The sequence below is a fragment of the Sphingomonas sp. Root720 genome, assembly GCF_001428605.1.
In the GTDB taxonomy this organism is placed as follows: Bacteria; Pseudomonadota; Alphaproteobacteria; order Sphingomonadales; family Sphingomonadaceae; genus Rhizorhabdus.
Genome location: NZ_LMID01000015.1, coordinates 348,398 through 372,969, shown reverse-complemented (window position 1 = coordinate 372,969; position 24,572 = coordinate 348,398). Strand labels below are relative to the sequence as shown.

Genomic DNA, 24,572 nt, shown 5'->3' with positions numbered 1-24,572 from the left:
TCCTCTTAGTTGGCGAGCGCCCCGATGATCTGCGGGGCGAGCTTGTCGGCCGTCAGGCCGAAATGATCGTAGAGCGCCTTGACGGGGGCCGATGCGCCGAAGCCGTCGACGCCGAAGCGCAGGCCCTTGCGGCCGACATAGCGTTCCCAGCCCATCGTCGTGCCGGCCTCGATCGAGACGAGCAGCGCGTCGTCGGGCAGGACCGCGTCGCGATAGCCGGCCGGCTGCGCGTCGAACCGCTCCCAGCTCGGCATCGAGACGACGTCGGCGCCATGGCCCGCCTCCTCGAGCTTCTTCGCGGTCGCGAGGGCGATCTCGACCTCGGAGCCGCTGGCGATCAGCACCACCTTGCGCGCGGCCTCGGCGGCCTTGAGGCGATAGGCGCCCTTCGCCGAGAAATTCTCGCTGATGTCGGTGCGGACCTGCGGCAGGCCTTCGCGCGACAGCGCCAGCAGCGACGGGCCGTCGGCCTTCTCCAGCGCGAGCGCCCAGCATTCGGCGGTCTCGATCGCGTCACACGGACGATAGACGTCGAGGTTCGGCATCACGCGCAGGCTCATCAGATGCTCGACCGGCTGGTGGGTCGGGCCGTCCTCGCCCAGGCCGATCGAATCATGCGTCATGACGTAGACGACGCGCTGCTGCTGCAGCGCCGACAGGCGGATGGCGGCACGGCAATAGTCGGAGAACACCATGAAGGTGCCGCCATAGGGGATGACGCCGCCGTGCAGCGCGAGGCCGTTCATCGCGCAGCCCATGCCGAACTCGCGGATGCCGTAATAGACGTAGCGCCCGGCATAGTCGTCGGCGGTCAGCGGTGCCTGGCCCTTGGTCTTGGTGTTGTTCGATCCGGTCAGGTCGGCCGATCCGCCGATCGTCTCGGGCAGCTGGTCGTTGATCGGGCCCAGCACCATTTCCGACGCCTTGCGGGTCGCGACCTTCTGCGGGGCGGCGATCAGGCCCTCGAGATAGGCGTCGAGCGAGAAACCGGCGGGCAGCTCGCCGGCCATGCGGCGCTCGAACTCGGCACGGTCCTTCGACGCGGCGAGGCGCGCTTCCCAGGCGCCGCGCGCCGCGGTGCCGCGGTGGCCGGCCTCGGCCCAGGCGGCCTTGATGTCCTCGGGAATGACGAAGGGCTCGGACGTCCAGCCGAGATGGTCGCGGGCGGCCGCGACCTCTTCGACGCCGAGCGCGGCGCCGTGGGTGGCCGAGGTGCCCTGCTTGTTGGGGGCGCCATAGCCGATCACGGTGGTGCACTGGACGATCGACGGGCGCGGATCGGCCTTCGCCGCTTCCAGCGCCTTGTTGATGCTGTCGGGATCATGGCCGTCGCAGCTCACCGTGTGCCAGCCGGTGGCGGCGTAGCGGGCGAGGACGTCCTCCGACGAGCTGAGCGAGACCGCACCGTCGATGGTGATCCGGTTGTCGTCCCACAGCACGATCATGCGGCCGAGCTTGAGGTGGCCGGCCAGGCCGATCGCCTCATGGTTGACGCCTTCCATCAGGCAGCCGTCGCCCGCGATCACCCAGGTGTGGTGATCGACCAGCTCGGTGCCGAAGGTCGCGTTCAGGTGACGCTCGGCGATCGCCATGCCGACCGCGGTGGCCAGGCCCGAGCCGAGCGGCCCGGTGGTCGCCTCGACCCCGGCCAGCTCGAAATTCTCGGGATGGCCGGCGCACGGGCTGTGCAGCTGGCGGAAATTGCGGATGTCCTCGATCGTCGGGCGCGCATAGCCGGTCAGGTGCAGCAGCGCGTAGATCAGCATCGACCCATGGCCCGCCGACAGGACGAAGCGGTCGCGGTCGGCCCATTTGGGCTGGGCCGGATCATATTTCAGATGCTTCGTGAACAGCTCGGTCGCGACGTCGGCCATGCCCATCGGCATGCCGGGGTGGCCCGAATTGGCGGCCTGCACGGCGTCCATCGCAAGCGCGCGAATGGCATTGGCGAGCTGCCTCGATGCAATCGTCATAGAAAACCTTCTGCAGACCGGCGGGATCGATCGAACGAGCCTGTTCGCTGTTCGCGCGGACCCTTTGTCGTGCCGGAGCGGCATCGTCAACCACCGGGTCGACCATCGGCGAATGGCTTCGGGCGCTTGCGGGGCGTCAGGAGGCTGCTATTCCTCCGAATCGATGACAGATCACCGCCTCATATTGGCGCTAGGCCGCCTCGAACGCGCGATTGCCCGACTGGAAGCGGGCGTCGAATCGGCGCCGTCCTTCGGCCATGACGAGAATGAGGCGCTGTTCCGCCTCGCCGAACGGCACCGCACGCTGCGCGAGGCGACCGAATCGGCGATCGAGCGGATCGACCGGTTGCTGGGAGCGAACTGATGGCGGATGTCGATGTCGATGTCGCGGGCCGGCGCTATCGCCTCAGCTGCCGCGACGGCGAGGAGGACCATCTCCGCGCGCTCGTCCACATGGTCGGCTCGAAGGCCGAGGAGCTGACCGGCGCGCTGGGCGAGATGACCGAGGCGCGCACCCTGCTGCTCTCCGCGCTGCTGCTCGCCGACGAGCTCAACGACATGCGCGGCGCGGCCGCGGTCGCGCGCCGGGAACCGGCGGCCGCCAGCGCCGCCGAGCCCGATCCCGCTTATGCGGTCGCGATCGAGCGGATCGCCGAACGGGTCGAGCGGCTCGCCGACCAGATGGAGCGGGGCGGGCAGTAGGGAGCTCCTAACTGCCCGTCATGCTGAACAAGGGCGTGTCATCCTTTGGCGGGCGAAACATCTCCCACTGTCGTGCGCGTGGTGGTGGACCTTCGTTTCCCGCCTGCCCAGGGCCTGGAACGCCGAAAGCGCCCGTTGCAGGTCGTCATGCGCCAAGCGATGACGCCCGGGTCCGGCATGGCGCGTTCTTTCGAAGGGAGCCGCCCTTGAGCGCGACGACCATCGATATTACATATGGCGATGGCGGGTACTGCCCGGCACGAGCTGCAGAGAACATCCCTGAGGCGATTCACATTCCTAGGGGGCTGTCCCTGTTCGGATCCTGGTCCGATGCACATGGTCCCCACCTGATGCTTTTGGCGTCAGAGGATATTCCAGCAAACGACCATGGCGGTCCCGCCACCCCGCCGTCCCTCCCGCGATGAGCGGCGCGCTTCCCAAGCCCGCCTTGCGCGCCGAATTGCGCGCCGCGCGCGACGCCTTCGTGCTCGATCTGGCGCCGGGCGAGCGCGAGCGGCTCGAGGGTGCCGCCGCGGCCCGGCTGATGCGCCGCGCCGGTACCGCGCGGAGCATCGCCTTCTACGTCGCCCTCGGCAGCGAGATGGGCTGCGCGGCGGCGATCGATGCCGCGATCGCGCGCGGGATCGCGGTGGCGCTGCCGCGCGTCGAGGCCCGATCGGCGCCGATGCGCTTCCTGCTCTGGAGGCCGGGCGATCCGCTCGAGCCGGGATGGCGCGGCCTGCTGCAGCCGCCGGCCGAATCGGCGGAAATCCGGCCCGAGCTGATCGTCGCGCCGCTGCTCGGCTTCGACGCGGCGCTGAATCGAATCGGCCAGGGCGCCGGCTTCTACGACCGCGCCTTCGCCGCGCTGCCGCATGCCAAAAAAATCGGCTGGGGCTGGTCGATCCAGCAGCGCCCCGCCATAGGCTGCGATCCGTGGGACGTGCCGCTCGACGCGGTCGTTACCAACGTGGGAATCATCGAAGGACCAAGGCGATCATGAGCGAACCGAGCTGGCGAAAATCCGCCGGCATCTTCCTGATCTTGCTCATCATTTCGGTGTGGGCAGCGATCGTCGCCACCGCGTCCCCGTGGATCGGGACGCTCCCCGCGCTGGTCCAGGCACCCGTCTACATCGTCGCGGGCATCGTCTGGATCCTGCCGCTCAAACCGCTGCTGGCCTGGATGGAAACCGGCCGCTGGCGGCGCTGACCACGTAAAAATACGGGTAGGCATTAACCGGATGTATCGAATCTCGCGCTATCCCGATGCCGGAGATCAGGGGTGTCGCGGTGAAAGACGAAAGAATAGCCGAGAAGTCAGCTGCGCGTGCCGAATGGCGACGCCTGTATGACATGATCGGCAAGCTTCTGTTCGATCACGGGCTCGAACCCTCCCCGGCGAATTTCGAATTGTGCCACCGCTATCTGTCGGGCCGCGACGGCGAGCTCAACGCGATGGTCGACCGCGCGATCTCCAAGGACGGCGCGCTGAGCGACGCGGTCGCGGCAGCGATCTCGACCAAGCTGGAGCCGGGCCTGTCGACCGACGAACTGTCGCGCATGGCGCAGGAGGCGCAGGGCTATCTCGAGCAGATGGCGACGATCCTCACCCGGTCGGGCGAGGAGGCGCGCGATTATGGCGAGGCGCTGGCGCACGAGGCCGAGGGGCTGGAGACCGACGGCTCGCCCGCGCTGACGGTGCAGAAGCTGGTCGATCTCACCCGGTCGATGATCGACAAGGCCCAGGTCGCCGAGGAGGATCTGCGCCGCACCGAGCAGCAGATGAGCGCGATGCGCAAGGACCTCGCCGCCGCGCACCACAAGGCGAACAGCGACCCGCTGACCGGCCTGCCGAACCGGCGCGCGCTCGACCAGCATCTGCGCGGCGCGTTCGAAAAGGCCCGCCGCGCCGATTCGGCGCTGGCGCTGGCGATCTGCGACATCGACCATTTCAAGCTGTTCAACGACACCCATGGCCACCAGATCGGCGACGAGGTGATCAAGTTCGTGGGCTCGTCGCTCGGCCGCGTCGCGAACGGCGACGTGTTCGTCGCGCGCTATGGCGGCGAGGAGTTCGTCATGGTGTTCGAACGCGGCGCCGCCGCCAACGCGATGGCGACCCTCGACAAGATCCGCGCCGCGATCGCCGCGCGCGAGCTGAAGGTGACCCACACCGGCCAGTCGCTCGGCCGGCTGAGCTTCTCGGGAGGGCTCGCCGCGATCAACGGCCACGATTCGCCGGGCTCGCTGCTCAAGCGCGCCGACGCCGCGCTCTACCGGGCGAAGCAGGACGGCCGCAACCGCATCAGCGTGGCGGAATAGCTCCCCTTGGGGCCGTCATCCCGGCGAACGCCGGGATCTCTCTTCTTCCTCATCCCTCGATCCGCGCCGCAAGGCAGTGAGATCCCGGCGTTCCCCGGGATGACGCCTGTGGTATGGGCCGGGATTGGCGCTTCCCCGCCGCTTCCTCTATGGGGCGAAGCGAAGCCAGCCGATCGAGAGCCCTGATGCCCGCTGCCATTCCCTTCCGTTCGATCCACCGCCACGGCTTCGTGCGCGTCGGCGCCGGCACGCCGGCCGCGAGCACGGGCGACGTCGCGGCGAACGCGGCGGGCGTCGTCGAGCTGGCGCGCCGCGCCGACGCCGAGGGCGTCGACCTGCTCGTCCTGCCCGAGCTGGCGCTGTCCTCCTATGCGATCGACGACCTCCATCTCCAGGACGCCCAGCTCGACCGGGTCGAGGCCGAGCTGGCCGGGATCGTCGCGGCGAGCGCCGATCTCGCGCCGGTGCTGCTGGTCGGCGCGCCGATCCGCCGCAACGGGCGGCTCTACAATTGCGCCGTGGCGGTCGCGCGCGGCCGCATCCTCGGCGTGGTGCCGAAGAGCTTCCTGCCCAATTACCGCGAATATTACGAGAAGCGCTGGTTCGCGCTCGGCCATGGCCTGGCGGGGCTCGACATGCGGCTGTGCGGGCAGGCCGTGCCGTTCGGCCCGGACCTCGTCTTCGCCGCGTCGGACCTCGCCGACTTCGTCTTCCATGTCGAGATCTGCGAGGATTACTGGGCGCCGCTGCCGCCATCGACCGCGGGGGCGATGGCCGGCGCGCTGATCCTGTGCAACCTGTCCGCGTCCAACATCATCATCGGCAAGGCGCGCGACCGCGCCCTGCTCGCCGCCTCGCAATCGATGCGCGCGATCGCCGCCTATTGCTATTCGGCGAGCGGCCCCGGCGAGAGCACCACCGACCTCGCCTGGGACGGGCAGGCGATGATCCACGAGCTGGGCCAGACGCTCGCCGAATCGAGTCGCTTCGGCATGGACCCCGAACTGATCGCCGCCGATGTCGACGTCGCGCGGCTGCGGCTCGAGCGGATGCGGGTCGGTACCTTCGACGACTGCGCGGCGGCGAACGGCCATCCCGAGACGCGCTTCCGCACGATCGGCTTCGAGCACCGGCCGCACCGCGCCGATGTCGGGCTCCGCCGCCCGGTCGCGCGTTTCCCGTTCGTGCCGGCCGATCCCCGCGACCTCGACGCCGACTGCTACGAGGCCTTCAACATCCAGGTCGAGGGGCTGGTGAAGCGCTTCGAGTCGACCGGCGGCCAGGCGATGGTGATCGGCGTGTCGGGCGGGCTCGATTCGACCCATGCGCTGATCGTCGCGGCGAAGGCCTGCGACCGGCTCGGCCTGCCGCGCACGGCGATCCGCGGCTATACCATGCCCGGCTTCGCGACCGGCGACGCGACCAAGGCCAACGCCTGGGCGCTGATGCGCGCGCTCGGCATCACCGCCGCGGAGATCGACATCCGTCCGGCGGCGCGGCAGATGCTCGGCGACATGGATCACCCCTTTGCCGGCGGCGAGCCGGTCTACGACATCACCTTCGAGAATGTGCAGGCGGGGCTGCGCACCGACTATCTGTTCCGCCTCGCCAACCAGCATGGCGGCTTCGTCGTGGGGACGGGCGACCTGAGCGAACTGGCGCTCGGCTGGTGCACCTATGGCGTCGGCGACCAGATGAGCCATTATGCGGTCAACGCCGGCGTGCCCAAGACGCTGATCCAGTATCTGATCCGCTGGTGCGTGCGCACCGACCAGTTCGATCGGGCGACCGACGCGATCCTGACCGCGATCCTCGGCACCGAAATCTCGCCCGAGCTGATCCCGGCCGATGCCGAGGGCGGGATGCAGAGCACCGAATCCAAGGTCGGCCCCTATGAGCTCAACGATTTCTTCCTGCACCATGTCGTGCGGCACGGGCTGAAGCCGTCGAAGGTCGCCTTCCTCGCCTGGCACGCGTGGAAGGATGCCGATGCCGGGCTATGGCCCGCCGATTTCCCGGCGGAGCTGCGCAACCGCTACGACCTCGCGACGATCCGCGCCTGGCTGGAGAAATTCCTGTTCCGCTTCTTCACGACCAGCCAGTTCAAGCGGTCGGCGATCCCGAACGGGCCGAAGGTGTCGGGCGGCGGCGCGCTCAGCCCGCGCGGCGACTGGCGGGCGCCGTCGGACGGCACCGCCAAGGTCTGGCTCGATGAGCTGGCCGCCGCGCTCGACGGCGTCGAGGACTAGGGCGCAGGCCGCACCATGTCGGGGGAGCAGCTGACACGCTATCGCTGCGTCATGCTCCGGCGGAGCGGCGCGTCCGAGATCCGGATCGTCCGCGCCGAGGATGCGGCGGCGGCGCGCGCGCGGCTCGCGGCGGCGGGGCTCGACCCGGTCAGCATCGAGCCGATCGGCCCCAGCCTGTTCGACATGCTCGGCGAGCGCATCGCCCGGGGCGGCTGGCGTTTCCCCCGCCTGCGGCCGGCCTGGCCGGCGCGGCTGGCGCGGCCGTCGGGCGCGGTCCTGACCGGTGCGGCGCTGCTCCTCGCCACGGTCCCGTTCACCACCGCGATCGGTGCCTGGGGCCTGGTCGGGCTCGACCGCTGGCAGGCGGCGCGGATCGCGAAGCGGCAGGCCCCTGCGATCGCCGCGTCGGTCCGGGTCGCGGCGGTCGAGCGCGCGCGCGACGACGTCGAGGCGGTGATGGCGGTCCCGTCGATGAGCGGGCTCGCCGGCCGGCTGCGCGCACTGCTGCCCGAAGAGGCCGGGCTCGTCGCGATGGCGCTGGCCGAAAACGGTGCGCTGACCGTCGAGGTGGAGACCCCCGATCCCGACCGGCTGCGCACCGCCCTCGCCGCCGATCCGCTGTTCGGCGCGCTGCGCGAGATCGGTCAGACGAGGACCGAGGGCGCCACGATCGACGTGATCCTGACGGGACGGGTGCGATGATCCGTCCGTCCGCCTGGCGCCCGACGCCGCTCGCCGGCATCGGTTTCGGGCTGGCGCTGCTCGGCGCGGCGGCGCTGGCCTGGGCCGGGCTCGGTGCGCTGGAGCGGGCACGGGCGCGGCTGGCGCAGGTCGAGGCGATGGTGCGCGCCGGCGCCGCCCCGGCCGCGCGGCTGCTGCCGGCCGAGCTCTCCTATCCCGAGGAGGACCGGCGCGCAGCCGAGGCGGCGATGCTCGCGACCGTCCGCAGGGCCGCCACCGAGCGGCGCCTGCTGCCCGAACGGATCGAGCTGGTCCCCGCCGACACGGCGATGCCGGCCGAGCTGATGGTCGACATCACCCTGTCGGGCGCGGAAGCCGACATCCTCCATGTCGCACGGCTGCTCGAGGCGGGGCGGCCCGCGATCCGCTTCGTCCGCTGGCGGATCGCCCGGACCGGTCCGGCCGAGACCGCGATCCGGCTCGACGCCCGCGCCATGGCGGTGTGGGAGCCGCGCTGATGCGCCGCCCGCCCGCCGGAGCCCCGTGGCTCGCCGCCGCCGCGCTGGTCGCGCTCGCGGCGCCCGCGCTGCTGCTGTGGCGCGCGCAGCCGCCGCTGCCGATCGCGGCGGCGAGCGGCGAGACGGTGGTGCCGGCGCCGGTCCCGCCCGGTGCCGATGGCGCCGCGCGCCGCCTGTTCCTCGACCCGCTCGATCCCGCGAGGGCGCCCGCCGCCGAGGATGCCCCGAAGCTGATCGGCATCGCCGGCCGCCTGCCCGACGCGGCGATCGCGATGGTCCGCGCGGCCGACGGCACCAGCAGGACATTGGCGCCGGGCGAGAGCTACGAAGGCTGGCGGCTGGAAAGCCTGTCGCCCGACGCGGCGCTGTTCAGCCGGGGCGGGCGGCGGGTGCGCTCCTTCCTCCCCGCCGTCGAGCCGGAGCCCGAGGCGGAGCCGGACGCGGTGGGGGGGCAATAGGCACGCAGATATTTGGAGAGGCGTGACTTTTTCAACGTCACCCCCGCGGAGGCTGGGGTCCATGTCTCTCATCAGCCAGACGGCATCGCGTGGGAAGACAGACATGGATGCCAGCCTTCGCGGGACCTTTGCGTAAGAGCCCATGTCCATTCTCTTCCTCGTCATCCCGGCGAAAGCCGGGATCTCTCTGCCTTTCCGCCCTCCGGGAAGAAAGACGAAGATGAAGAGAGATCCCGGCTTTCGCCGGGATGACGGCAAGGGGACGGCGTTTACGCAAAGGTCCCGCGAACGCTGGCATGACGGGGTGGAGGGAGGCCGGCAATGATTCCCTCGGCGTCATCCTGGCGAAAGCCAGGATCTCACTGCCTTTGGGGCGCCGCCACCGGCGATGGTGGAGAAGAAGGGAGATCCCGGCTTTCGCCGGGATGACGGTTGAGTGGGCGAACGCCCGGTCAATAGACCCCGGAAATCTCGACCGGCAGGCGCGCCCTGGGCGGTTCCAGCAGCAGCGGCGGGCCCTTGCCGAGCATCGCCTCGTCGTAGCGGGTGCGGGCATATTTGGCCTGGGTGACGTCGTTCGCGGCCTGGCGGTCGCGCAGGATGGTCGGTTTCAGGAAGACGAACAGGGTGCGCTTCACATGGCTTTCGCGGCGCGACTTGAACAGCTCGCCCGCGATCGGGATGTCGCCGAGGATCGGCACCTGGCTGCGGGTCTGGACGCGGTCGTCGCTGATCAGGCCGCCGAGCACGATCGTCTGGCCGTCGTCGGCGAGCACCGAGGTCTGGATGCTGCGGCGGTTGGTGATCAGGTCGGCGGCGCCGGTCACCCCGTCGGTCAGCGACGAAACCTCCTGCGCGACTTCGAGGCGGACGACATTGCCCTGGTGGATGCGCGGCACGACGCGGAGGGTCAGGCCGACATCCTGGCGCTCGATCGTCGTGAACGGGTTGAGCGTGTTGCCGTCGGTCGCGAAGCTGCCGGTGCGGAACGGGACGTTCTGGCCGACGACGATCTCGGCCGGTTCGTTGTCGAGTGTCGTCAGGCTCGGCGTCGACAGCAGGTTCGAGCGGGTCGACCGGCCGATCGCCTGGAGCAGGATGCTGAAATTGTCGCCAACCCGGATCGAGGCCGACCCGCCATTGGGCAGCACCGCGGCGGCGGCGGGCGCGCCGATCGCCGTCAGGATCTGCTGGAGCGACGGTCCCGGGCTGGTGAAGGAGGTCGCCCCGCCGCTCGCGCGATTGATCGCCGCCGCGCCGATGCCGAGCTGGACCGCGAGTTGCTCGGCCTGGTCGCCGGCGATCTCGACGATCGCCGCTTCGATCAGCACCTGCGGGCGGCGCACGTCGAGCTGGGCGATCAGCGGCTCGACCTCGGCGATGGCGGCCGGGGTGCCGCGCAGCACGATCGCGTTGAGTTCGGGCGCGGGCTGGACGGTCAGGTCGGGGGTCGAGAAGCCCTTGGGCGTCGCATCGCCGCCGTCGGTTCCGCCACCGGCGCCGCCGAAGGACCCGGCGTCGGCCGATCCGCCGAGCGTCGCCGGCGTCGAGCCGAGCGAGAGGCCCGCCGCCTGGGCATTGCCGTTCGATTGCTGCCGGGTGATCCGCGCGCGGCCGCCGGCTACCGCGCGGGCGGCGGGATTGGTGACGGCGCCCTGCTCGCCGAGCACGCCCTGCAGCACCTCGGTCACCGATTCGGCATCGCCATTGTTGAGCCGGATCATCCGGGTGACCGGGACGCCCGCGCCGGGCTTGTCGATCGTGTGCGCCAGCCGGCGCGCCTCGGACACCATGTTGGGCTCGCCGCGGACGAGGACGATGTTGCTGCGTTCGTCGGCGACCACGCGCGGCCCGCCGGTCGCGGTGCCGTCGCCCATCACCCCCGCGATCGCGGCGGCGACGTCCTTGGCGTTGGCGTAGCGCAGGGTGATGCTGTCGAAGCGGCCGCCGCCGCCGCTGTCGAGCGCGCGGGCCAGCTGCTCGATGCGGCGGACATTCTCGGCATAGTCGGTGACGATGATCGCGTTGGGGCTGGCCATCGCCTCGACGCTACCGAACTGCGCGACCAGCGGGCGGAAGACGCGCACGGCCTGTTCGCCCGAGACGTTCTGCAGCCGGATCATGCGGGTGGTGACGTCCTGGCCCGACAGCCGCCCGCCCGAACCCGCGTCGCGGATCGCCGAGGCCTGCGGGATGATCCGCCACGACCGGCCCGACTTCACCGCGGCGAAGCCGTGGACGCGGAGCACCGACTGGAACAGGTCCCATACCCCGTCGACCGACAGCGGTTCGGCGGAGGTGACGTTGACCGTGCCCTTGACCGCCGGGTCGAGGATCAGGGTGCGGCCGGTGATGCGCGAGATCTGCTCGGCGACGTCGGCGATGTCGACGGCGCGCATGTTGACGACCACGTCGGCGGGGGCGGGCTGGCCGGCGCTCTGCGCCATGACCGGGGTGCCGGCGAGCGCGGCGGCGACCAGGGCGGAGAGGGCGGTGCGGGCGAACAGGGACACGATCGGGTTCCTCAACGGAGGGAAAAGGAGAAGGAGACGCGCTTGCCGCCGCGCAGCACGTCGATCTGGGCGGGACCGGCGGCCATGACCTGGGCCATGAGCTGGCGGTCGGCGGTGACCGCTGTGGCGGGCAGCCCGTTGATCCGCTCGATCAGGTCGCCGGGCAGCAGCCCGGCCCTGCGCGCGGCCGCGGACGGATCGGCGCCGATGCGATAGGCGCCGCCGACGGGGGCCGCGCCCAGCCCGTCGAGCAGCGAGGATGCTTCGGCCCCGGTCGGCGCGGCGGGCGGCGGCGCGATCGCCTGCATCGGCTGCGGCCCCGACCCGTCGGATGGGCCGCTCGCCGGGACGGCGCCCGGCGGCGAGGGCATCGCCGGCGGCGCGGCGGGCGCCTCGCCCCCGGCCGAGATGCGCGGCAGGTCGAGTCGTTCGAGCCGGCCGTTGACCCGCAGCAGCACGCGGTTGAACGCGATCTCCTCGATCGTCGCGCCGCCGGGCACCGCCTGGCCGACGCCATAGGAGACCGGGCGTCCGCCGGTCGGCGCGATCAGCGCGCTCGAGGCCGAGGGCGGATCGGCGAGGATGACGCCGCGCAGCTGGATGGCGAGCGTGGTCGGCTGGGCCGAGGCGGCGTCGGGCCGGCCGAACGGCGCCAGCGCCAGCGCGGGACCGATGTCGATCGCGGCGGCCGGTGCGGCGGCGGTCGTGGCCGAGGGCGGATCGGCGGGACCGGCGCCGAGGATGTGCCAGGTCAGTCCGGCCAGCGCGACCGCGACCGAGGCGACGACGAGGCCGGTGAAGAGGTCGGCGGCGCGGGAAGCCTGGCGCGGGGTCATCGCGTCGTCGTGCCCTTATCGCGAAAGCCGTCGAGGGTGACGAGCGGCGAGGAGGGATCGCGGGCATCCGCCACCGCGACGCTGAGCTTGACGAGGTCGGGATCGTCGGTGCCGGTCTCGGTCACCGCGACGGCCCAGCGCTGGCCCAGCATCTCGACCTGTGCCGGGCCGGCGGGGAGGCCGGGCACCGCCAGCTCGGCAAGCCGGTTCTGCGCGACGATCTGCGCGGCGGCGCGGCGCTCGAGGCCGCGGATCGAATCGACATGCGCCTCGGCGGCGCGGACGAGGCCGGCGGCGGCGATGGCGAGGACGAGCAGCGCGACCAGCGCCTCGATCAGCGAGAAGCCCTGCTCGCCGGCGGTGGTCGGCAGCGCGGTCATGCGGCCGGGACCGGGATCGGGCTGGCCGACAGCCCGTCATAGACGACGAGCCAGCGGTCGGCGCCCGCGCGCAGGCCGATCGTCGCGGGGACGCCGGTTCCGTCGACCCCGAGCAGCAGCGGCGGCCGGCGGCGGCCCATGTCGAGCCTGATGCCGGCGGGCAGGCGGTGGCGGGCATGGCCTTCGTCCTCGCCCGCCTGCCAGTCGCGGCCGTCCCAGCTGGCGAAGGCATAGCCTTTCTCGTCCCAGGTCAGCGCCAGCGGCCGGTCGCTCACCATCGCCTCGTCGGCGACCGACTGGAGCCGGCTCGACAGGCGGCGCGCCTCGGATTCGACGCTGGGTGCGCGGGTGGCCGCGCCGATGCCCAGCACGGTCGCCCCCGCCGCGACCGCGATGATCGCGAGCACAGCCAGCATCTCGACCAGTGTCATCCCCGATTCGGCCCCCCGTGGCTGCATCTCAGGGTGCTTTATCACTCAGGTCGGCGTCGAGTCCCTCGCCGCCGGGCTTGCCGTCCTTGCCGAGGCTCGACAGGTCGAAGCCCGCGCCGCCGGCGCCGGGCATCCGATAGACATAGGGACGGCCCCAGGGATCGACCGGCACCTGGGCCAGATAGCCCTCGGCCGACCAGTTGCGCGGCTCGGGCGCGGTGGCCGGCTTCCTCGACAGCGCGGCCAGGCCCTGCTCGGTCGTCGGATAGTCGCCATTGTCGAGGCGGTACATCTTCAGCGCGGCGGAGATGGTGCGCAGGTCGGTCTTGGCGACCGTCACGCGCGCCTCGTCGGGGCGACCGATGACGTTGGGGACGATCAGCGCGGCGACCAGCGCGATGATCGCTAGCACGACGATCATCTCGATCAGGGTCAGTCCGGCCTCGGGGTCCGGGATGGCACGCCTGCCCTTATGTTCGGGCTCGTCATGAAAGTGTTGCGAAACTATGATCATGGCGGCGCTATGAGATATATCCATGAAACTGATGTTACAGTCGCCTAGCATAGCGCCAATCGGCGCGCGGATAAAAAATATGCTGGGCCCGCGGGCCGAAGCAGGGGTCTGGCGGCTCGATCGCACCGGCGTGCGGGCCGTCGCGGGATCGGCCGCCCGCGCTGTCCTGCTGGTACCCGCCGAACATGTCCTGACGATGTCGGTCGCATTGCCGTTGCCGTCGCACGCCCGGCGGCTGGCGGCGCTGCCCTTCGCGATCGAGGAGCGGATCGCCGACCGCGCCGATGCGGTCCATCTCGCGCTCGGCACGCAGGTCGACGGCGGCCCTTATCTGGTGGGCGTCGTCGACCGCGCCCTGGTGGCCGCCTGGGTCGCCGCCGCCGCCGAGGCGGGGATCGCCGACGCGGCGATCATGCCCGACGCGCTGGCGCTGCCGATGCCCCAGTCCGGCCGCTGGAACGTCCGCCGCGAATCGGACGGCCGCATCCTGGTCCGCGCCCCCGAGGGGACCGGCTTCGCCGCGACCGAGCCGCTGTTCGTCGCGCTGTGGACGGCGGCGGGCAAGCCGGACTGCGACGAGGTCGCCGATAGCGGCGAAACCGTTCCGGTCGCGCTCGACCTGCGCCAGGGCGATTTCGCCCGGCCGCGCCAGGGCCTGTCGCGTATCGGCCGCCGGGTGGCGATCGTCGCCGCAGCGGGGCTGATCGCCCATGGCGCGATCGCTGCCGCCGACATGGTGGCGCTGCGCTCGGTCGCGGCGAAGCGCGGGGCCGAGCTGACCGCGCTGCTCAACACCGCCGCCCCGGGCCGCTACGGCGGCAACGATCCGCGCGAGGCGGCGCTGGTCGCGGCCGAGCTGCTGCCGGTCGGCGGCAACGCGCCGCCGGGTCAGCTGCTGCCGCTGCTCGGCCGGACCTCCGCGGCGCTGGCGCCGTTCGGCGGTACGCTGGCGATCCGGTCGATGCGCTTCGACGAGGCGCGGCGCAGCCTGCGCCTCGATGTCGAGCTGGCCGATCCCGGCGCGCGCGCCAATATCGTCAGCGCGCTGCGCTCGGCCGGGCTGACCGGCCGGTTCGACGGCGACGACCTGGTCGTCGGCGGAGGCGCGGCATGAGCGATCATGGCCATCTACCGTCATCCTGGCGAAAGCCGGGATCTCCCTTCTTCCTGTCCATCGCCAAGCAAGGCGAAGGCAGTGAGATCCCGGCTTTCGCCGGGATGACGCGGGACGTGGCGCAGGGAGGCGCGGCATGAAGGATTTCGCCACGCTCTTCCCGACCTTCGAGCCGGCCCGGCAGAAGGCGATCGCCGCCTGGCAGGCGCGCAGCCGGCGCGAGCAATGGCTGCTCGGCGGGCTGGCCGCGATCCTCGTCCTGTGGGTATTGGTGACGATGGTGATCCTGCCCATCCAGCGCGGGCGGGCGCAGGCGCTGTCCGACATCCGCACCTATGAGAGCCTGACGGTCCGGCTGCGCGGCGCCGGCCCGATCGGCCAGGCGCCCGCCCAGCCGCAGGCGAACGCCTCCCCCGCCGCGATCCTCTCGACCAGCGCGGCGCGCTTCGGGGTGGTGCCGGTGGTCAACCCGGATGGCGACGGCTTCCGCGTGACGATCGCCGACGCGCCCTATGAGGCGGTGGTCCGCTGGATCGCCGACGTCGAGCAGACCAGCCGGCTGCGGGTGATCGGGCTGCGGCTCGATCGCCGGCCGTCGAGCGGCTTCGTCTCGGCCGAGCTGACGGTGCGCGCATGACCGCGCTTCCCTACAGCTTCGCCCGCCGCCACGGCGTCCTCCTGCAGGACGGCACCGAGGGTGCCGTCCGCTGCCTGTTCCGCACCGGCGCCACCCCCGAGGCGATGCTCGAGGTCCAGCGTCGCTTCGGCAGCGGCCTCGCCTTCGAGACCGTCGCCGACGAGGCGTTCGAAAGCGCGGTCGCCGCAGCCTATCGCGACAGCGGCGGCGCGATGGACCTGACCGACACCGACGACCTCGCCACCCTCGCCGACAGCGCGGCGGCGGTCGACGACCTGCTCGACAGCCGCGACGACAGCCCGGTGATCCGGCTGATCAACGCGCTGCTGCTCCAGTCGGTGCGCGACGGCGCGTCGGACATCCATGTCGAGACCCAGGAGAAAAGGCTGATCGTCCGCTTCCGGGTCGACGGCGTGCTGCGCGACGTGGTCGAGCCGAAGCGTGCGCTGGCGCCGCTGCTGGTCAGCCGGATCAAGGTGATGGCGCGGCTCGACATCGCCGAGAAGCGCATTCCGCAGGACGGCCGCGTCACGCTGCGCGTCGGCGGCTACGACATCGACGTCCGCGTCTCGACCATCCCGACCCAGCATGGCGAGCGGGTGGTGATGCGCCTGCTCGACCGCGGATCGGCCGGGCTCGATACCGCCACGCTCGGCATGTCCGAGCGCGACCGCGACATGTTCCTGCGGCTGCTCGACCGGCCGCACGGCATATTGCTCGTCACCGGCCCGACCGGTTCGGGCAAGACGACGACGCTCTACACCGCGCTCACCCATCTGAACGACCGCAAGCGCAACATCATGACGGTCGAGGACCCGATCGAATATGAGCTGGCGGGGATCGCCCAGACCCAGGTCAACGCCAAGACCGGGATGAGCTTCGCGCGCGGGCTGCGCGCGATCCTGCGGCAGGACCCCGACGTGATCATGGTCGGCGAGATCCGCGACCAGGAGACCGCCGAGGTCGCGGTGCGATCGTCGATGACGGGCCATTTCGTGCTGTCGACGCTGCACACCAACAGCGCGATCGGATCGATCACCCGGCTGACCGACATGGGAGTCGAGCGCTATCTGCTCGCGCCGATGGTGGTCGGACTGATCGCGCAGCGGCTGGTGCGCCGGCTGTGCGAGCATTGCCGCTGGCAGGACCGCGCGACCGACGCCGATTCGGCGCTGCTCGGCGGCGCGCTCAAGCCCGGCAAGAAGATCTGGCGCGCGGGCGGCTGCGACGAATGCCATGGCGAGGGCTATAAGGGCCGGATGGCGCTGTACGAGGTGGTCGCCGCCGACGACGAATTGCGCCGGATGATCCATGACGGCGCGTCCGAGGCGCAACTGACCGCCGCCGCGCGCAAGGCCGGGCCGAGCCTGCTCGACGACGGCATCGCCAAGCTCCGCGCCGGGCTGACCACCGTCGAGGAAGTCGCCCGCGTCGTCCAGGACGAGGGCTGATGCCGGCCTTTGCGTACCGCGCCGTCGACCCGCGCGGCGCCGCGAAGCAGGGCGTGATCGAGGCGTCGAGCGCCGCCGCCGCGCGCCAGCTGCTGCGCGACCGCGAATGGCTGCCGACCTCGGTCGAGACGGCGACGGGCGGGGCCGCGCCCGGGATCGGCGCGCGGCTGTTCCGCCGCAGGATCGGCGCGCGCGCGCTGTCGACCGTCACCCGCCAGATCGCGACGCTGGTGACGAGCGAGGTCAATATCGAGCATGCGCTGAAGCTGGTCGCCGACCAGGCCGAGGGCGCGGCGCTCCGTTCGCTGCTGCTCGACGTGCGGGGGTCGATCCTCGACGGCTACAGCTTTGCCGCGGCGCTGCGTCTGCACCCCGCGACCTTCCCCGAGTTCTACACGGCGTCGGTCGCGGCGGGCGAGCAGGCGGGCAAGCTGAGCCAGGTGCTCGAGCATCTCGCCGACTTCGTCGAGAGCCGGCAGCGCAACCAGCAGAAGGTGCAGCTCGCGCTGCTCTATCCGGCGCTGCTCGCGGTCGTATCCTTCGGGATGATGGCGCTGCTGATGGTCTATGTCGTGCCCGACATCGTCCGCGTCTTCATCTCGCGCGGGGCGGAGCTGCCCTTCCTGACCCGCGCGCTGATCGCGATCTCGGGCGGGCTGCAGGCATATGGGCTGGCGATGGCGATCGCGCTGCTCGCGGCGATCCTGGTCTTCGGGCGCTGGCTGCGGGTGCCGGCCAACCGGCTGCGCTTCGACCGCGGCATCGCGACGACCTGGCCGCTCGCCCGGTTCAGCCGCCAATATAATGCCGCGCGCTTCGCCGCGAGCCTCGCCACTCTCGTCCAGAGCTCGGTGCCGCTGGTCGAGGCGCTCAATGCGGCCGCGGCCGTCACCCCCAACCGCCATGTCCGCGCGGCGGCGGTCGGTGTCGCGGCGCGGGTGCGCGAGGGCGCGACGCTGCAGACGGCGATGACCGAATCGGGGATCTTCCCGTCGATGCTGGTCGCGATCGTCGCCAGCGGCGAGAATGGCGGCCAGCTCGGCCCCGCGCTCGGCCGCGCCGCCGCCGAGCTCGAGCGCGAGCTGGAGGCGATGGCCTCGCTGCTCGTCTCGCTGGTTGAGCCGCTGGTGCTGCTGATGATGGGCGGGCTGGTGCTGTTGATGGTGCTGGCGATCCTGCTGCCGATCATCAACCTCAACAATATCGTGGGGATGTGAGGGTGGGTGGGGCCCAAGCCAATTCCTCCCCATCGCAGATGGGGAGGGGGACCGCCGCAGGCGGTGGAGGGGGCGACGGTGAAGCCGGCGCTGTGCGCCACCCCTCCACCATGATGCGCATGGTCCCCCTCCCCCCGCTTCGCGCGGGGAGGAATGGGAGGTTAAAGCTCGGTCTCGATCGTCATGCCGCCGGGCGGGGCGAGGAAGGGCAGCGCCGCCGCGCCCTGGGCGCTGACGATCAGGCGCAGCTTGCCGTCTTCGCCGAGCCCGCCGACCAGGAAGGGATTGCGCCGTTCGCCGATCGGGGCGAGGCCGATCACCGCCAGCCCCGGCGTCTGCCGGATGTCGAGCGCCAGCGCCGGCACCGCGACGGCGGCGCCGCCGAACGGCTGGCAGCTGCCCGGCTCGCTCCGTATCCGCCCATCGGCGCCCTGCCGGCCGCCGCCGATCGAGACGCGCGCGAGATCGACCTGCATCCGCACCGCGCAGGCGAAGCTGGGCCGCGCGAGCGCGAGCAGCCCGCCATCGGCGCTGCCCTTCACCCCTTCGAACAGAATATGTCCGGGACGCAGCAGCGCCCGGCCGTCGAGCGCGGTCTGCGGTCCCGTCACCGCGACGTCGGCGGCGAAGCCCAGTCCGGTCAGGCTGCGCAGCGGCGCCCAGCGCCATTCCATCCGGTTGCCGCCGTCGATCGGCGCGCTGCCGTGCCAGATCGTGCCGGTCGCGCCGGGCAGCGGCACGACGATCCGCGCGGGCATCGTCGCCAGCAGGGTCAGCAGATAGACGCCCAGGCCGACAGCGCCCATGGCGAGCAGGAAGCGGTCGCGACGACGGCCTTCGGGAGCATCATATGAATCGGGATAGGCGTCGATTGCTGCGGCTGGTGCCGTCTGCGCTGCTTCTGGGATCGGCATCGTCCTTCCTGTCTCCGCTCGCCGCCGCGCCCGCGACGGCGAAGCGGCCACGCGTCGCGCTGCTGCTGCCGCTGTCGGGCGGGTCGGCCCTGGTCGGCCTTAGCATGCAGCGCGCGGCGGTGCTCGCCCAATCGCCGGGCGGAAAGCCCGAGGAGACGGTGGTCCTCGATACCGGCGGGACGGCGGCCGGCGCGGTCGCGGCGGTCCAGCTCGCGCTGCGCCGCGACGCCCGCGCGATCGTCGGCCCGCTCTTCGCCGAGGAGAGCCGCGCCGCCGCGCAGGCCGCCGGCGCGGTGCCGGTGCTCAGCTTCAGCAACGACGAGGACCTGATCGGCAGCGGCGCCTTCCTGCTCGGCATCACCGCCGGGCAGAGCGTCACCGCGGTCCTCCGCTACGCGCGCGGCCGGGGGGTACGCCGCGTCGCGGTGTTCGGCGGGGGATCGCGCTGGTCGGCGCAGGGCAATGCGGCGGCCGAGCGGCTGCGCGGCGCGGCGGGGCTCGAGGTGACGATGCTGCCGGCGGGCACCCTCGCGGCCGACCTGCCGGCGGCGCTGCGCCGGGCGGGCGGACTGCCCGACGCGCTGCTCGTCACCGAGGGCGGCGATGCGCTGCGACAGGCGGCGCGGGCCCTGGCGGGCAGCGGCATCCAGCTGCTCGGCACCCAGCAGGCGATGGACCTGCCGCCGCAGGAGATCGCCGGCGCCTGGCTGTCGGGGCCCGACCCCGACGCGCTCGCCGACTTCGCCGGCCGCTACCAGAAGAGCGGGGCGACCGGGCCGGGCCTGATCGCGGCGCTCGCCTATGACGCGATGACGATCATCGAGGCGCTGCGCGAGGGCGGCGTGGTCGACCGGTCGGCGCTGCTGTCGGTGCCGTCGTTCAACACCGTCACCGGGCCGATCCGCTTCGCCGCCGATGGCAGCGCGGCACGCGCGCTGACGATCCTGGTCGCTGGTCCCGACGGCTATATGGTGGCGGACAAGAGCGGATCGCTGTGACGGGGAGCGGCGCCTGCGGGCGCCCGTCTGACGGACCTGTTTCCCGAACCGTCATGCCAGCCTGCGCCGGCATGACGATCGACGGTGGGGCGGTTGTGGAGGAAGCCCAGGCCGGCTTCACCCTGATCGAGCTGATGATCTCGCTCGCGCTGTTCGGGCTGATCGCGCTCGCCGGGCTGGCGCTGGTCGACAGCCTGATGGGGATTCGCGACCGCACCGAGGGCCGGCTCGACCGGCTCGCCGAGGTGCAGCGCGCGATGTACGTGATCGACAACGACCTGTCGCAGCTCAGCCCCGGCCCGCTCCAGGGCGACGGCGCGATACTGAGCTTCAGCCGCCCGCTCGCCGCCGCCGGCGGGCTGCCGGTGCGGATCACCTACCAGCACGGCGCCGGCACCCTGCTGCGCGGCGTCCGGGGACGCGGGCTGCCGCAGGGCGCGCAGCGGATGCTGCAGGGGGTCGGCGCGGTGCGCTGGAGCTATTACCGGCCGGGCATGGGCTGGGTCGACCGCTGGCCGCCGGACCCCGCGCTGGCCAACCAGTGGCCGGCCGCCGTCGCCGCCGACATCGCGCTGGCGCCGGGCGCTGCGGCCGGCGGATCGCTGCGGCGGGTCGTGCCGCTGCCGGTGCATCCGTGACGGCAGGGACTGCGCCGGGCCGCGACGAGGAAGGGATGATCCTCGTCAACGTGCTGCTGTTCGTCGCGATCGCCAGCGGCATATTGCTGCTGATGATCTCGGCCGAGGACAGCGGCCTCGAGCGCGGGCTGAAGATGCGCGAGGCCGCCCGCGCGCAGGCGATCGCGCGCGGCGGCGAGGTCTCGGCGGTGGTGGCGCTGCGCCGCGACGCGGCGGTCGCCCCCGACAACGACAACCGCTCCGAACCCTGGGGGGCGCTCGCCGAGCGCGGCGCGCCGATCGAGGGCGGCAGCTTCGACCTCGCCATCGCCGACGCGCAGGGCCGCTTCAACGTCAACGCGGTGATGCAGCCCGATCCGGTTGCCGCGGAGGCGCTCGGCAGGATCGCCGCCGCCGTGGGGATGACCCCCGAGCAGACCGTCAGGGCGGTCGCCGCGATCCGCGCCGCGGGCCCGCTGACCGACATCCGCCCGCTCGGCGCGCTCGGCCTCGCCCCGGCGCAGGTGGCGCGGCTGTCGGGGCTGCTGACGGCGCTGCCCTATGACAGCAAGATCAACCTCAACGCCGCGAGCGAGGACCTGCTCGGCATCATGACCGGCGATCCGATGGCGGCGCGGCGGATCGTCGCGCTGCGCGACCGGCAGGGCTATGTCACCGCCGCCGACCTCGCCTCGATCGACGTGGCGATGCCGCAGGGGACGGGGCTCACCTCCAACCTGTTCTGGGTCCGCACCCGCGTCCGGATCGGCGACACCAGCCAGCAGATCACCAGCCTGATCGCCCGCAAGGACGACGGCATGGGCGGCAAGGCGGCAGCGGTTGTCGGCCGCTGGATGGGCGCCTCGGCGCCGGTGCAGGCGCCGGCCTTGCCCTGACGGTGGTGGCACGAACGGGATTGTCCTGACCATCCATAGGGTTAAGAGTCGGCGGATGAAGACTCTCCCGATCGCCATCGCCGCGGCTCTCGCCGCCACCCAGCCCGCCGCCGCCGCCGATCCCGCCCGCCTGACCGAGACCGTGAAGACGCTCGCCTCCGACCTGTTCGAGGGCCGCGCGCCGGGGACGGCGGGCGAGGAGCGGACGATCGGCTATCTGGTCGCGCGCTTCCAGGAGCTGGGGCTCGAGCCCGGCGGCCCCGACGGCGCGTGGGTGCAGAAGGTGCCGTTGCTCCACACCCGGCTCGGCACGCCGAAGATGCTGGCGTTCGACGGGCCGAAGGGGACGATGCCGGTCGAGCAGGCGAAGGACGTCTATGTCTCCACCGTCCGTCCCGACGACGTCGCGCGGATCGCCGGGGCGCCGGTGGTGTTCGTCGGCCATGGCGTCAAGGCGCCCGAGCGCGGCTGGGACGATTTCAAGGGCGCCGACCTGAAGGGGAAGGTCGCGATCTTCCTGGTCAACGATCCCGACTTCGCCGCGAAGGCGGGCGAGCCGGTCTCCGGAAAATTCGGCGGCCGGACGATGACCTATTATGGCCGCTGGACCTACAAGTTCGAGGAAGCGGCGCGGCAGGGCGCGGTCGGCGCGCTGATCGTCCACGAGACGGCCGGGGCCGGCTATGGCTGGAACGTCGTGATCAGCGGCGGCGGCGAGAATTACGACATCGCGCGCAAGCCGGGCGACCTGACCAGCGTCGCGCTGCAGGGATGGCTTGCGGGCGAGGCGGCGACCCGGCTGTTCGCCTCGGCCGGGCTCGACCTCGCCAAGCTCATGGCGGCCGCGCGGTCGCCGGCGTTCCGGCCGGTCGAGCTGAAGGGGGTGACCTTCGCCGCCGACGCGCCGGTCGCGCACGAGGTGGTGACGAGCCGCAACGTGCTGGCGCGGCTGCCCGGCGCGAAGCGGCCCGACGAGGTGGTGATGCTGGGCGCGCATTGGGACGCCTATGGCGCGGGCAAGCCCGACGCGCAGGGGCGCATCTACCGCGCGGGCGCCAATGACGATGCGCTGGGCATCGCCGGCCTGTTCGAGATCGCCCGCGCGATGAAGGCGGGGCCCGCGCCGGCCCGCAGCGTCGTCTTCGCCGCCTGGACCGCCGAGGAGCGCGGCCTGCTCGGCTCCGAATATTATGCGGCGAACCCGGTCTTTCCGGTCGAGAAGACCGTCGCCAACCTCGCGATCGACATCCTCCAGACGGCGGGGCCGGCGAAGGACGTCGTGCTGGTCGGCAAGGGGCAGAGCACGCTCGAGGACGACATGGCGCGGGTCGCGGCGACGCAGGGGCGCAGGGTCACGCCGGAAGGCCTGCCCGAGCGCGGCCTGTTCTACCGCGCCGACCATTTCTCGCTCGCCAAGCGCGGCGTGCCGGTGCTGCTGCTGATGGGCATCGCCGGGGCGTCGGACCTCGAGGAAGGCGGGGTGAAGGCCGGGCAGGCGTGGATCGATGCCTATACCGGTCAATGCTATCACCAGGCCTGCGACGCCTGGAGCCCCGACTGGAACCTGGCCGGCGCGGTGCAGGACATCGACCTGGTCGGCACGATCGCCGGGGAACTGGCGAACGGCACCGCCTGGCCGCAGTGGAAGGCCGGATCGGAGTTCAAGGCGATCCGCGACCGCAGCGCGGCGGCGCGGCGCTAGAGCCGCGGGCCGCGCCGGCCGATCGGCCGAACGTCATGCTGGCGGGCGGGACCTATGCATAAGCGGCCCCCAGTCCCTCTGCGTCATGCCGGCGGAGGCCGGCATCTCGGGCGGCTCCTGCCTCGCGCTCGTCTCCTCTCTCGTGAGACCCCAGCCTTCGCTGGGGTGACGGGAACTCGAAAACCCCGCTTCTACCCCCGGGTCGGGTCGATCAGATATTTCTCGCCGGTCGCCTTGCGCTCATAGGCGCGCAGCGTGTCGGGATCGAGCGCCTCCGCCAGCCCGATCGTCCGGGTATAATGGCTGGCGAAGGTGCTGGTCAGCTCGTTGGCGACCCGCTGGTGCATCCGGGCGAGGACCTCGGGGCCGGCCTTGGCGAGGAAGGGCATCAGCAGCCAGCCCGACACGCTCCACTGGAAGCCGTAGGCCATGCGGTTGAGGACGGTCGGCGACAGGTCGAGCGCACCGTAGATATAGAGCTGCTTGAAGGTGTTGCTCCCGTAGCGGCTATACTCGGCCATGGTACGGACGGCGGCCTGCTCCATCGCGCGGACGATGTCGCCGCCCAGCGTGCCGCCGCCGATCGCGTCGAAGGCCACGGTGGCGCCGGTCGCGGCGATCGCGTCGACCAGCCGGTCGCGAAACGCCCCGTCGCGGCTGTCCAGCACATGGGTGGCGCCGATCGCACGGAGGATGTCGGCCTGCTGCTCCGAGCGGACGATGTTGACCAGCGGGATGCCGTCCCTGAGGCAGATCTTCTGGAGCATCTGGCCGAGGTTCGACGCCGCGGCGGTGTGGACGATCGCCTTGTGCCCCTCGCCCAGCGCGGTTTCGACGAAGCCGAGCGCGGTCAGCGGGTTGACGAACATCGATGCGCCGTCGGCGGCGCTCGCGCCCTCGGGCAGCGGCAGCACGTCCTTCGCCTTGAGCCGGCGATAATCGGCATACATGCCGCCGCCGAAGGCCCCGACCCGCTTGCCTTCGAGCGCCTTGGCATCGGCCCCCGCCGCGACGACGGTGCCCGCGCCCTCGATGCCGACCGGCAGCGCTTCGCCGATCCGTGCCTCGACGCCGGCCAGCGCCGCCTTCGGGACGTCGAAGCTCAGCACCGGCCGCTCGGCCGTCCCGCTCGCGCGCAAGCTCGCCACCTGGGCGGGACCGACCATCAGCCCCAGGTCGCTGGGATTGATCGGGGCGGCCTCCACCCGCACGATCACCTCGTCGGCGGCGGGCGTGCCGACATCGACCTCCTCGATCGACAGCGTCAGCACGCCGTCCCGTCCCACCGTCGATCGCAGTTCGCGTCCCGTCGTCGCCATGATGCTCTCCTTCGTCGATGCCGCTTGTGCCGTCCGGCCGCGCGGAGGCCAAGTGGTCCAATGATCAGGTGGCCGCGCAGCGGCCGGAGGGGAAGCGAAAGCCCCATGGTACCGGACGATCCGACGCC

The 24,572-nt window shown here is 71.8% G+C and carries 26 protein-coding genes; 18 read left to right on the top strand and 8 right to left on the bottom strand.

Annotated elements, in window-relative coordinates:
- Positions 1–5: 5 nt before the first annotated feature.
- Positions 6–1,973 carry a transketolase gene (gene tkt / locus ASE22_RS23955; protein ID WP_056365685.1) on the bottom strand — a complete coding sequence of 656 codons (1,968 nt, stop codon included), beginning with the start codon at positions 1,971–1,973 and terminating at the stop codon, positions 6–8.
- Positions 1,974–2,136: 163 nt separating this feature from the next.
- Between tkt and ASE22_RS23950 the strand changes: the two genes are divergently transcribed.
- The 9 genes from ASE22_RS23950 (at position 2,137) to ASE22_RS23910 (ending at position 8,905) form a co-directional block, all read left to right on the top strand.
- Entirely contained in the window at positions 2,137–2,337 is a 201-nt protein-coding gene (locus tag ASE22_RS23950) for a hypothetical protein (RefSeq protein WP_235536001.1), read from the top strand.
- Positions 2,337–2,675, top strand: a complete 339-nt coding sequence (locus ASE22_RS23945) for a cell division protein ZapA (protein ID WP_056365679.1) — start codon at positions 2,337–2,339, stop codon at positions 2,673–2,675. Before ASE22_RS23950 ends, ASE22_RS23945 begins: the two co-directional genes overlap by 1 nt.
- A 421-nt stretch (positions 2,676–3,096) precedes the next feature.
- The gene (locus ASE22_RS23940) at positions 3,097–3,678 is read left to right on the top strand and encodes a 5-formyltetrahydrofolate cyclo-ligase (RefSeq protein ID WP_056365676.1); all 582 of its coding nucleotides are present in this window, start codon (positions 3,097–3,099) and stop codon (positions 3,676–3,678) included.
- Entirely contained in the window at positions 3,675–3,887 is a 213-nt protein-coding gene (locus ASE22_RS23935) for a DUF2842 domain-containing protein (RefSeq protein ID WP_056365673.1), read from the top strand. The genes ASE22_RS23940 and ASE22_RS23935 overlap by 4 nt, the downstream gene beginning before the upstream one ends.
- A 143-nt stretch (positions 3,888–4,030) precedes the next feature.
- Positions 4,031–4,999, top strand: a complete 969-nt coding sequence (locus ASE22_RS23930) for a GGDEF domain-containing protein (RefSeq protein ID WP_235536003.1) — start codon at positions 4,031–4,033, stop codon at positions 4,997–4,999.
- Positions 5,000–5,184: 185 nt separating this feature from the next.
- On the top strand, positions 5,185–7,248 hold the full coding sequence (locus ASE22_RS23925; protein WP_056365671.1) for an NAD(+) synthase: 2,064 nt from the start codon (positions 5,185–5,187) through the stop codon (positions 7,246–7,248).
- A gap of 15 nt (positions 7,249–7,263) precedes the next feature.
- Positions 7,264–7,950 carry a hypothetical protein gene (locus ASE22_RS23920; protein WP_056601282.1) on the top strand — a complete coding sequence of 229 codons (687 nt, stop codon included), beginning with the start codon at positions 7,264–7,266 and terminating at the stop codon, positions 7,948–7,950.
- On the top strand, positions 7,947–8,447 hold the full coding sequence (locus ASE22_RS23915; RefSeq protein WP_056365665.1) for a hypothetical protein: 501 nt from the start codon (positions 7,947–7,949) through the stop codon (positions 8,445–8,447). Before ASE22_RS23920 ends, ASE22_RS23915 begins: the two co-directional genes overlap by 4 nt.
- Positions 8,447–8,905: a hypothetical protein gene (locus tag ASE22_RS23910; RefSeq protein ID WP_056366183.1), complete on the top strand. Its 459-nt coding sequence runs from the start codon at positions 8,447–8,449 to the stop codon at positions 8,903–8,905. The genes ASE22_RS23915 and ASE22_RS23910 overlap by 1 nt, the downstream gene beginning before the upstream one ends.
- 452 nt (positions 8,906–9,357) lie before the next feature.
- Here ASE22_RS23910 and gspD read toward each other — a convergent pair whose 3' ends face one another.
- Genes gspD through gspG form a run of 5 tightly spaced genes read right to left on the bottom strand, consistent with a single transcriptional unit; the run spans position 9,358 to position 13,603 of the window.
- A complete protein-coding gene (gene gspD, locus ASE22_RS23905; protein ID WP_056366180.1) occupies positions 9,358–11,418 on the bottom strand; it encodes a type II secretion system secretin GspD in 2,061 nt (686 codons plus the stop codon).
- An 11-nt stretch (positions 11,419–11,429) separates the two neighbouring features.
- Positions 11,430–12,254, bottom strand: a complete 825-nt coding sequence (locus ASE22_RS23900; RefSeq protein WP_056365662.1) for a type II secretion system protein N — start codon at positions 12,252–12,254, stop codon at positions 11,430–11,432.
- Positions 12,251–12,634 (bottom strand): type II secretion system minor pseudopilin GspI, encoded by a 384-nt coding sequence (gene gspI, locus ASE22_RS23895; RefSeq protein WP_056365659.1) that lies wholly within the window; start codon positions 12,632–12,634, stop codon positions 12,251–12,253. Before gspI ends, ASE22_RS23900 begins: the two co-directional genes overlap by 4 nt.
- Positions 12,631–13,092, bottom strand: coding sequence for a GspH/FimT family pseudopilin (locus ASE22_RS23890; protein WP_056365656.1), 462 nt, complete (start codon positions 13,090–13,092; stop codon positions 12,631–12,633). The genes gspI and ASE22_RS23890 overlap by 4 nt, the downstream gene beginning before the upstream one ends.
- Position 13,093: 1 nt before the next feature.
- Positions 13,094–13,603, bottom strand: coding sequence for a type II secretion system major pseudopilin GspG (gene gspG / locus ASE22_RS23885; protein WP_443028913.1), 510 nt, complete (start codon positions 13,601–13,603; stop codon positions 13,094–13,096).
- Positions 13,604–13,658: 55 nt separating this feature from the next.
- Between gspG and gspL the strand changes: the two genes are divergently transcribed.
- From gspL to ASE22_RS23865, 5 genes are read left to right on the top strand one after another with little or no spacing between them, the layout of a single operon-like run.
- Positions 13,659–14,693 carry a type II secretion system protein GspL gene (gene gspL / locus ASE22_RS23880; protein WP_056365649.1) on the top strand — a complete coding sequence of 345 codons (1,035 nt, stop codon included), beginning with the start codon at positions 13,659–13,661 and terminating at the stop codon, positions 14,691–14,693.
- Positions 14,690–14,833 carry a hypothetical protein gene (locus ASE22_RS27015; protein WP_156397269.1) on the top strand — a complete coding sequence of 48 codons (144 nt, stop codon included), beginning with the start codon at positions 14,690–14,692 and terminating at the stop codon, positions 14,831–14,833. The genes gspL and ASE22_RS27015 overlap by 4 nt, the downstream gene beginning before the upstream one ends.
- Entirely contained in the window at positions 14,830–15,330 is a 501-nt protein-coding gene (locus ASE22_RS23875; protein ID WP_056365646.1) for a type II secretion system protein M, read from the top strand. The genes ASE22_RS27015 and ASE22_RS23875 overlap by 4 nt, the downstream gene beginning before the upstream one ends.
- A complete protein-coding gene (gspE, locus tag ASE22_RS23870; protein WP_056365642.1) occupies positions 15,327–16,781 on the top strand; it encodes a type II secretion system ATPase GspE in 1,455 nt (484 codons plus the stop codon). The genes ASE22_RS23875 and gspE overlap by 4 nt, the downstream gene beginning before the upstream one ends.
- Positions 16,781–17,998: a type II secretion system F family protein gene (locus ASE22_RS23865; protein WP_056365638.1), complete on the top strand. Its 1,218-nt coding sequence runs from the start codon at positions 16,781–16,783 to the stop codon at positions 17,996–17,998. The genes gspE and ASE22_RS23865 overlap by 1 nt, the downstream gene beginning before the upstream one ends.
- A 161-nt stretch (positions 17,999–18,159) precedes the next feature.
- Here the strand turns inward: ASE22_RS23865 and ASE22_RS23860 are convergent, their stop codons facing one another.
- On the bottom strand, positions 18,160–18,912 hold the full coding sequence (locus ASE22_RS23860) for a type II secretion system protein N (RefSeq protein ID WP_162248237.1): 753 nt from the start codon (positions 18,910–18,912) through the stop codon (positions 18,160–18,162).
- On the opposite strand from ASE22_RS23860, the gene ASE22_RS23855 reads away from it, so the two are divergent.
- The 4 genes from ASE22_RS23855 (at position 18,882) to ASE22_RS23840 (ending at position 23,125) form a co-directional block, all read left to right on the top strand.
- Positions 18,882–19,910 carry an ABC transporter substrate-binding protein gene (locus ASE22_RS23855; protein WP_235536005.1) on the top strand — a complete coding sequence of 343 codons (1,029 nt, stop codon included), beginning with the start codon at positions 18,882–18,884 and terminating at the stop codon, positions 19,908–19,910. The genes ASE22_RS23860 and ASE22_RS23855 overlap by 31 nt on opposite strands.
- 71 nt (positions 19,911–19,981) lie before the next feature.
- Complete coding sequence (locus tag ASE22_RS23850; RefSeq protein WP_056365631.1) at positions 19,982–20,548, top strand: prepilin-type N-terminal cleavage/methylation domain-containing protein; 567 nt, start codon at positions 19,982–19,984, stop codon at positions 20,546–20,548.
- The gene (locus tag ASE22_RS23845; RefSeq protein WP_235537446.1) at positions 20,545–21,423 is read left to right on the top strand and encodes a general secretion pathway protein GspK; all 879 of its coding nucleotides are present in this window, start codon (positions 20,545–20,547) and stop codon (positions 21,421–21,423) included. Before ASE22_RS23850 ends, ASE22_RS23845 begins: the two co-directional genes overlap by 4 nt.
- 55 nt (positions 21,424–21,478) lie before the next feature.
- Positions 21,479–23,125: a M28 family metallopeptidase gene (locus tag ASE22_RS23840; RefSeq protein WP_056365628.1), complete on the top strand. Its 1,647-nt coding sequence runs from the start codon at positions 21,479–21,481 to the stop codon at positions 23,123–23,125.
- A gap of 191 nt (positions 23,126–23,316) precedes the next feature.
- Here the strand turns inward: ASE22_RS23840 and ASE22_RS23835 are convergent, their stop codons facing one another.
- Positions 23,317–24,444: a zinc-binding dehydrogenase gene (locus tag ASE22_RS23835; RefSeq protein ID WP_056365626.1), complete on the bottom strand. Its 1,128-nt coding sequence runs from the start codon at positions 24,442–24,444 to the stop codon at positions 23,317–23,319.
- Between the last annotated feature and the right edge of the window lie 128 nt (positions 24,445–24,572).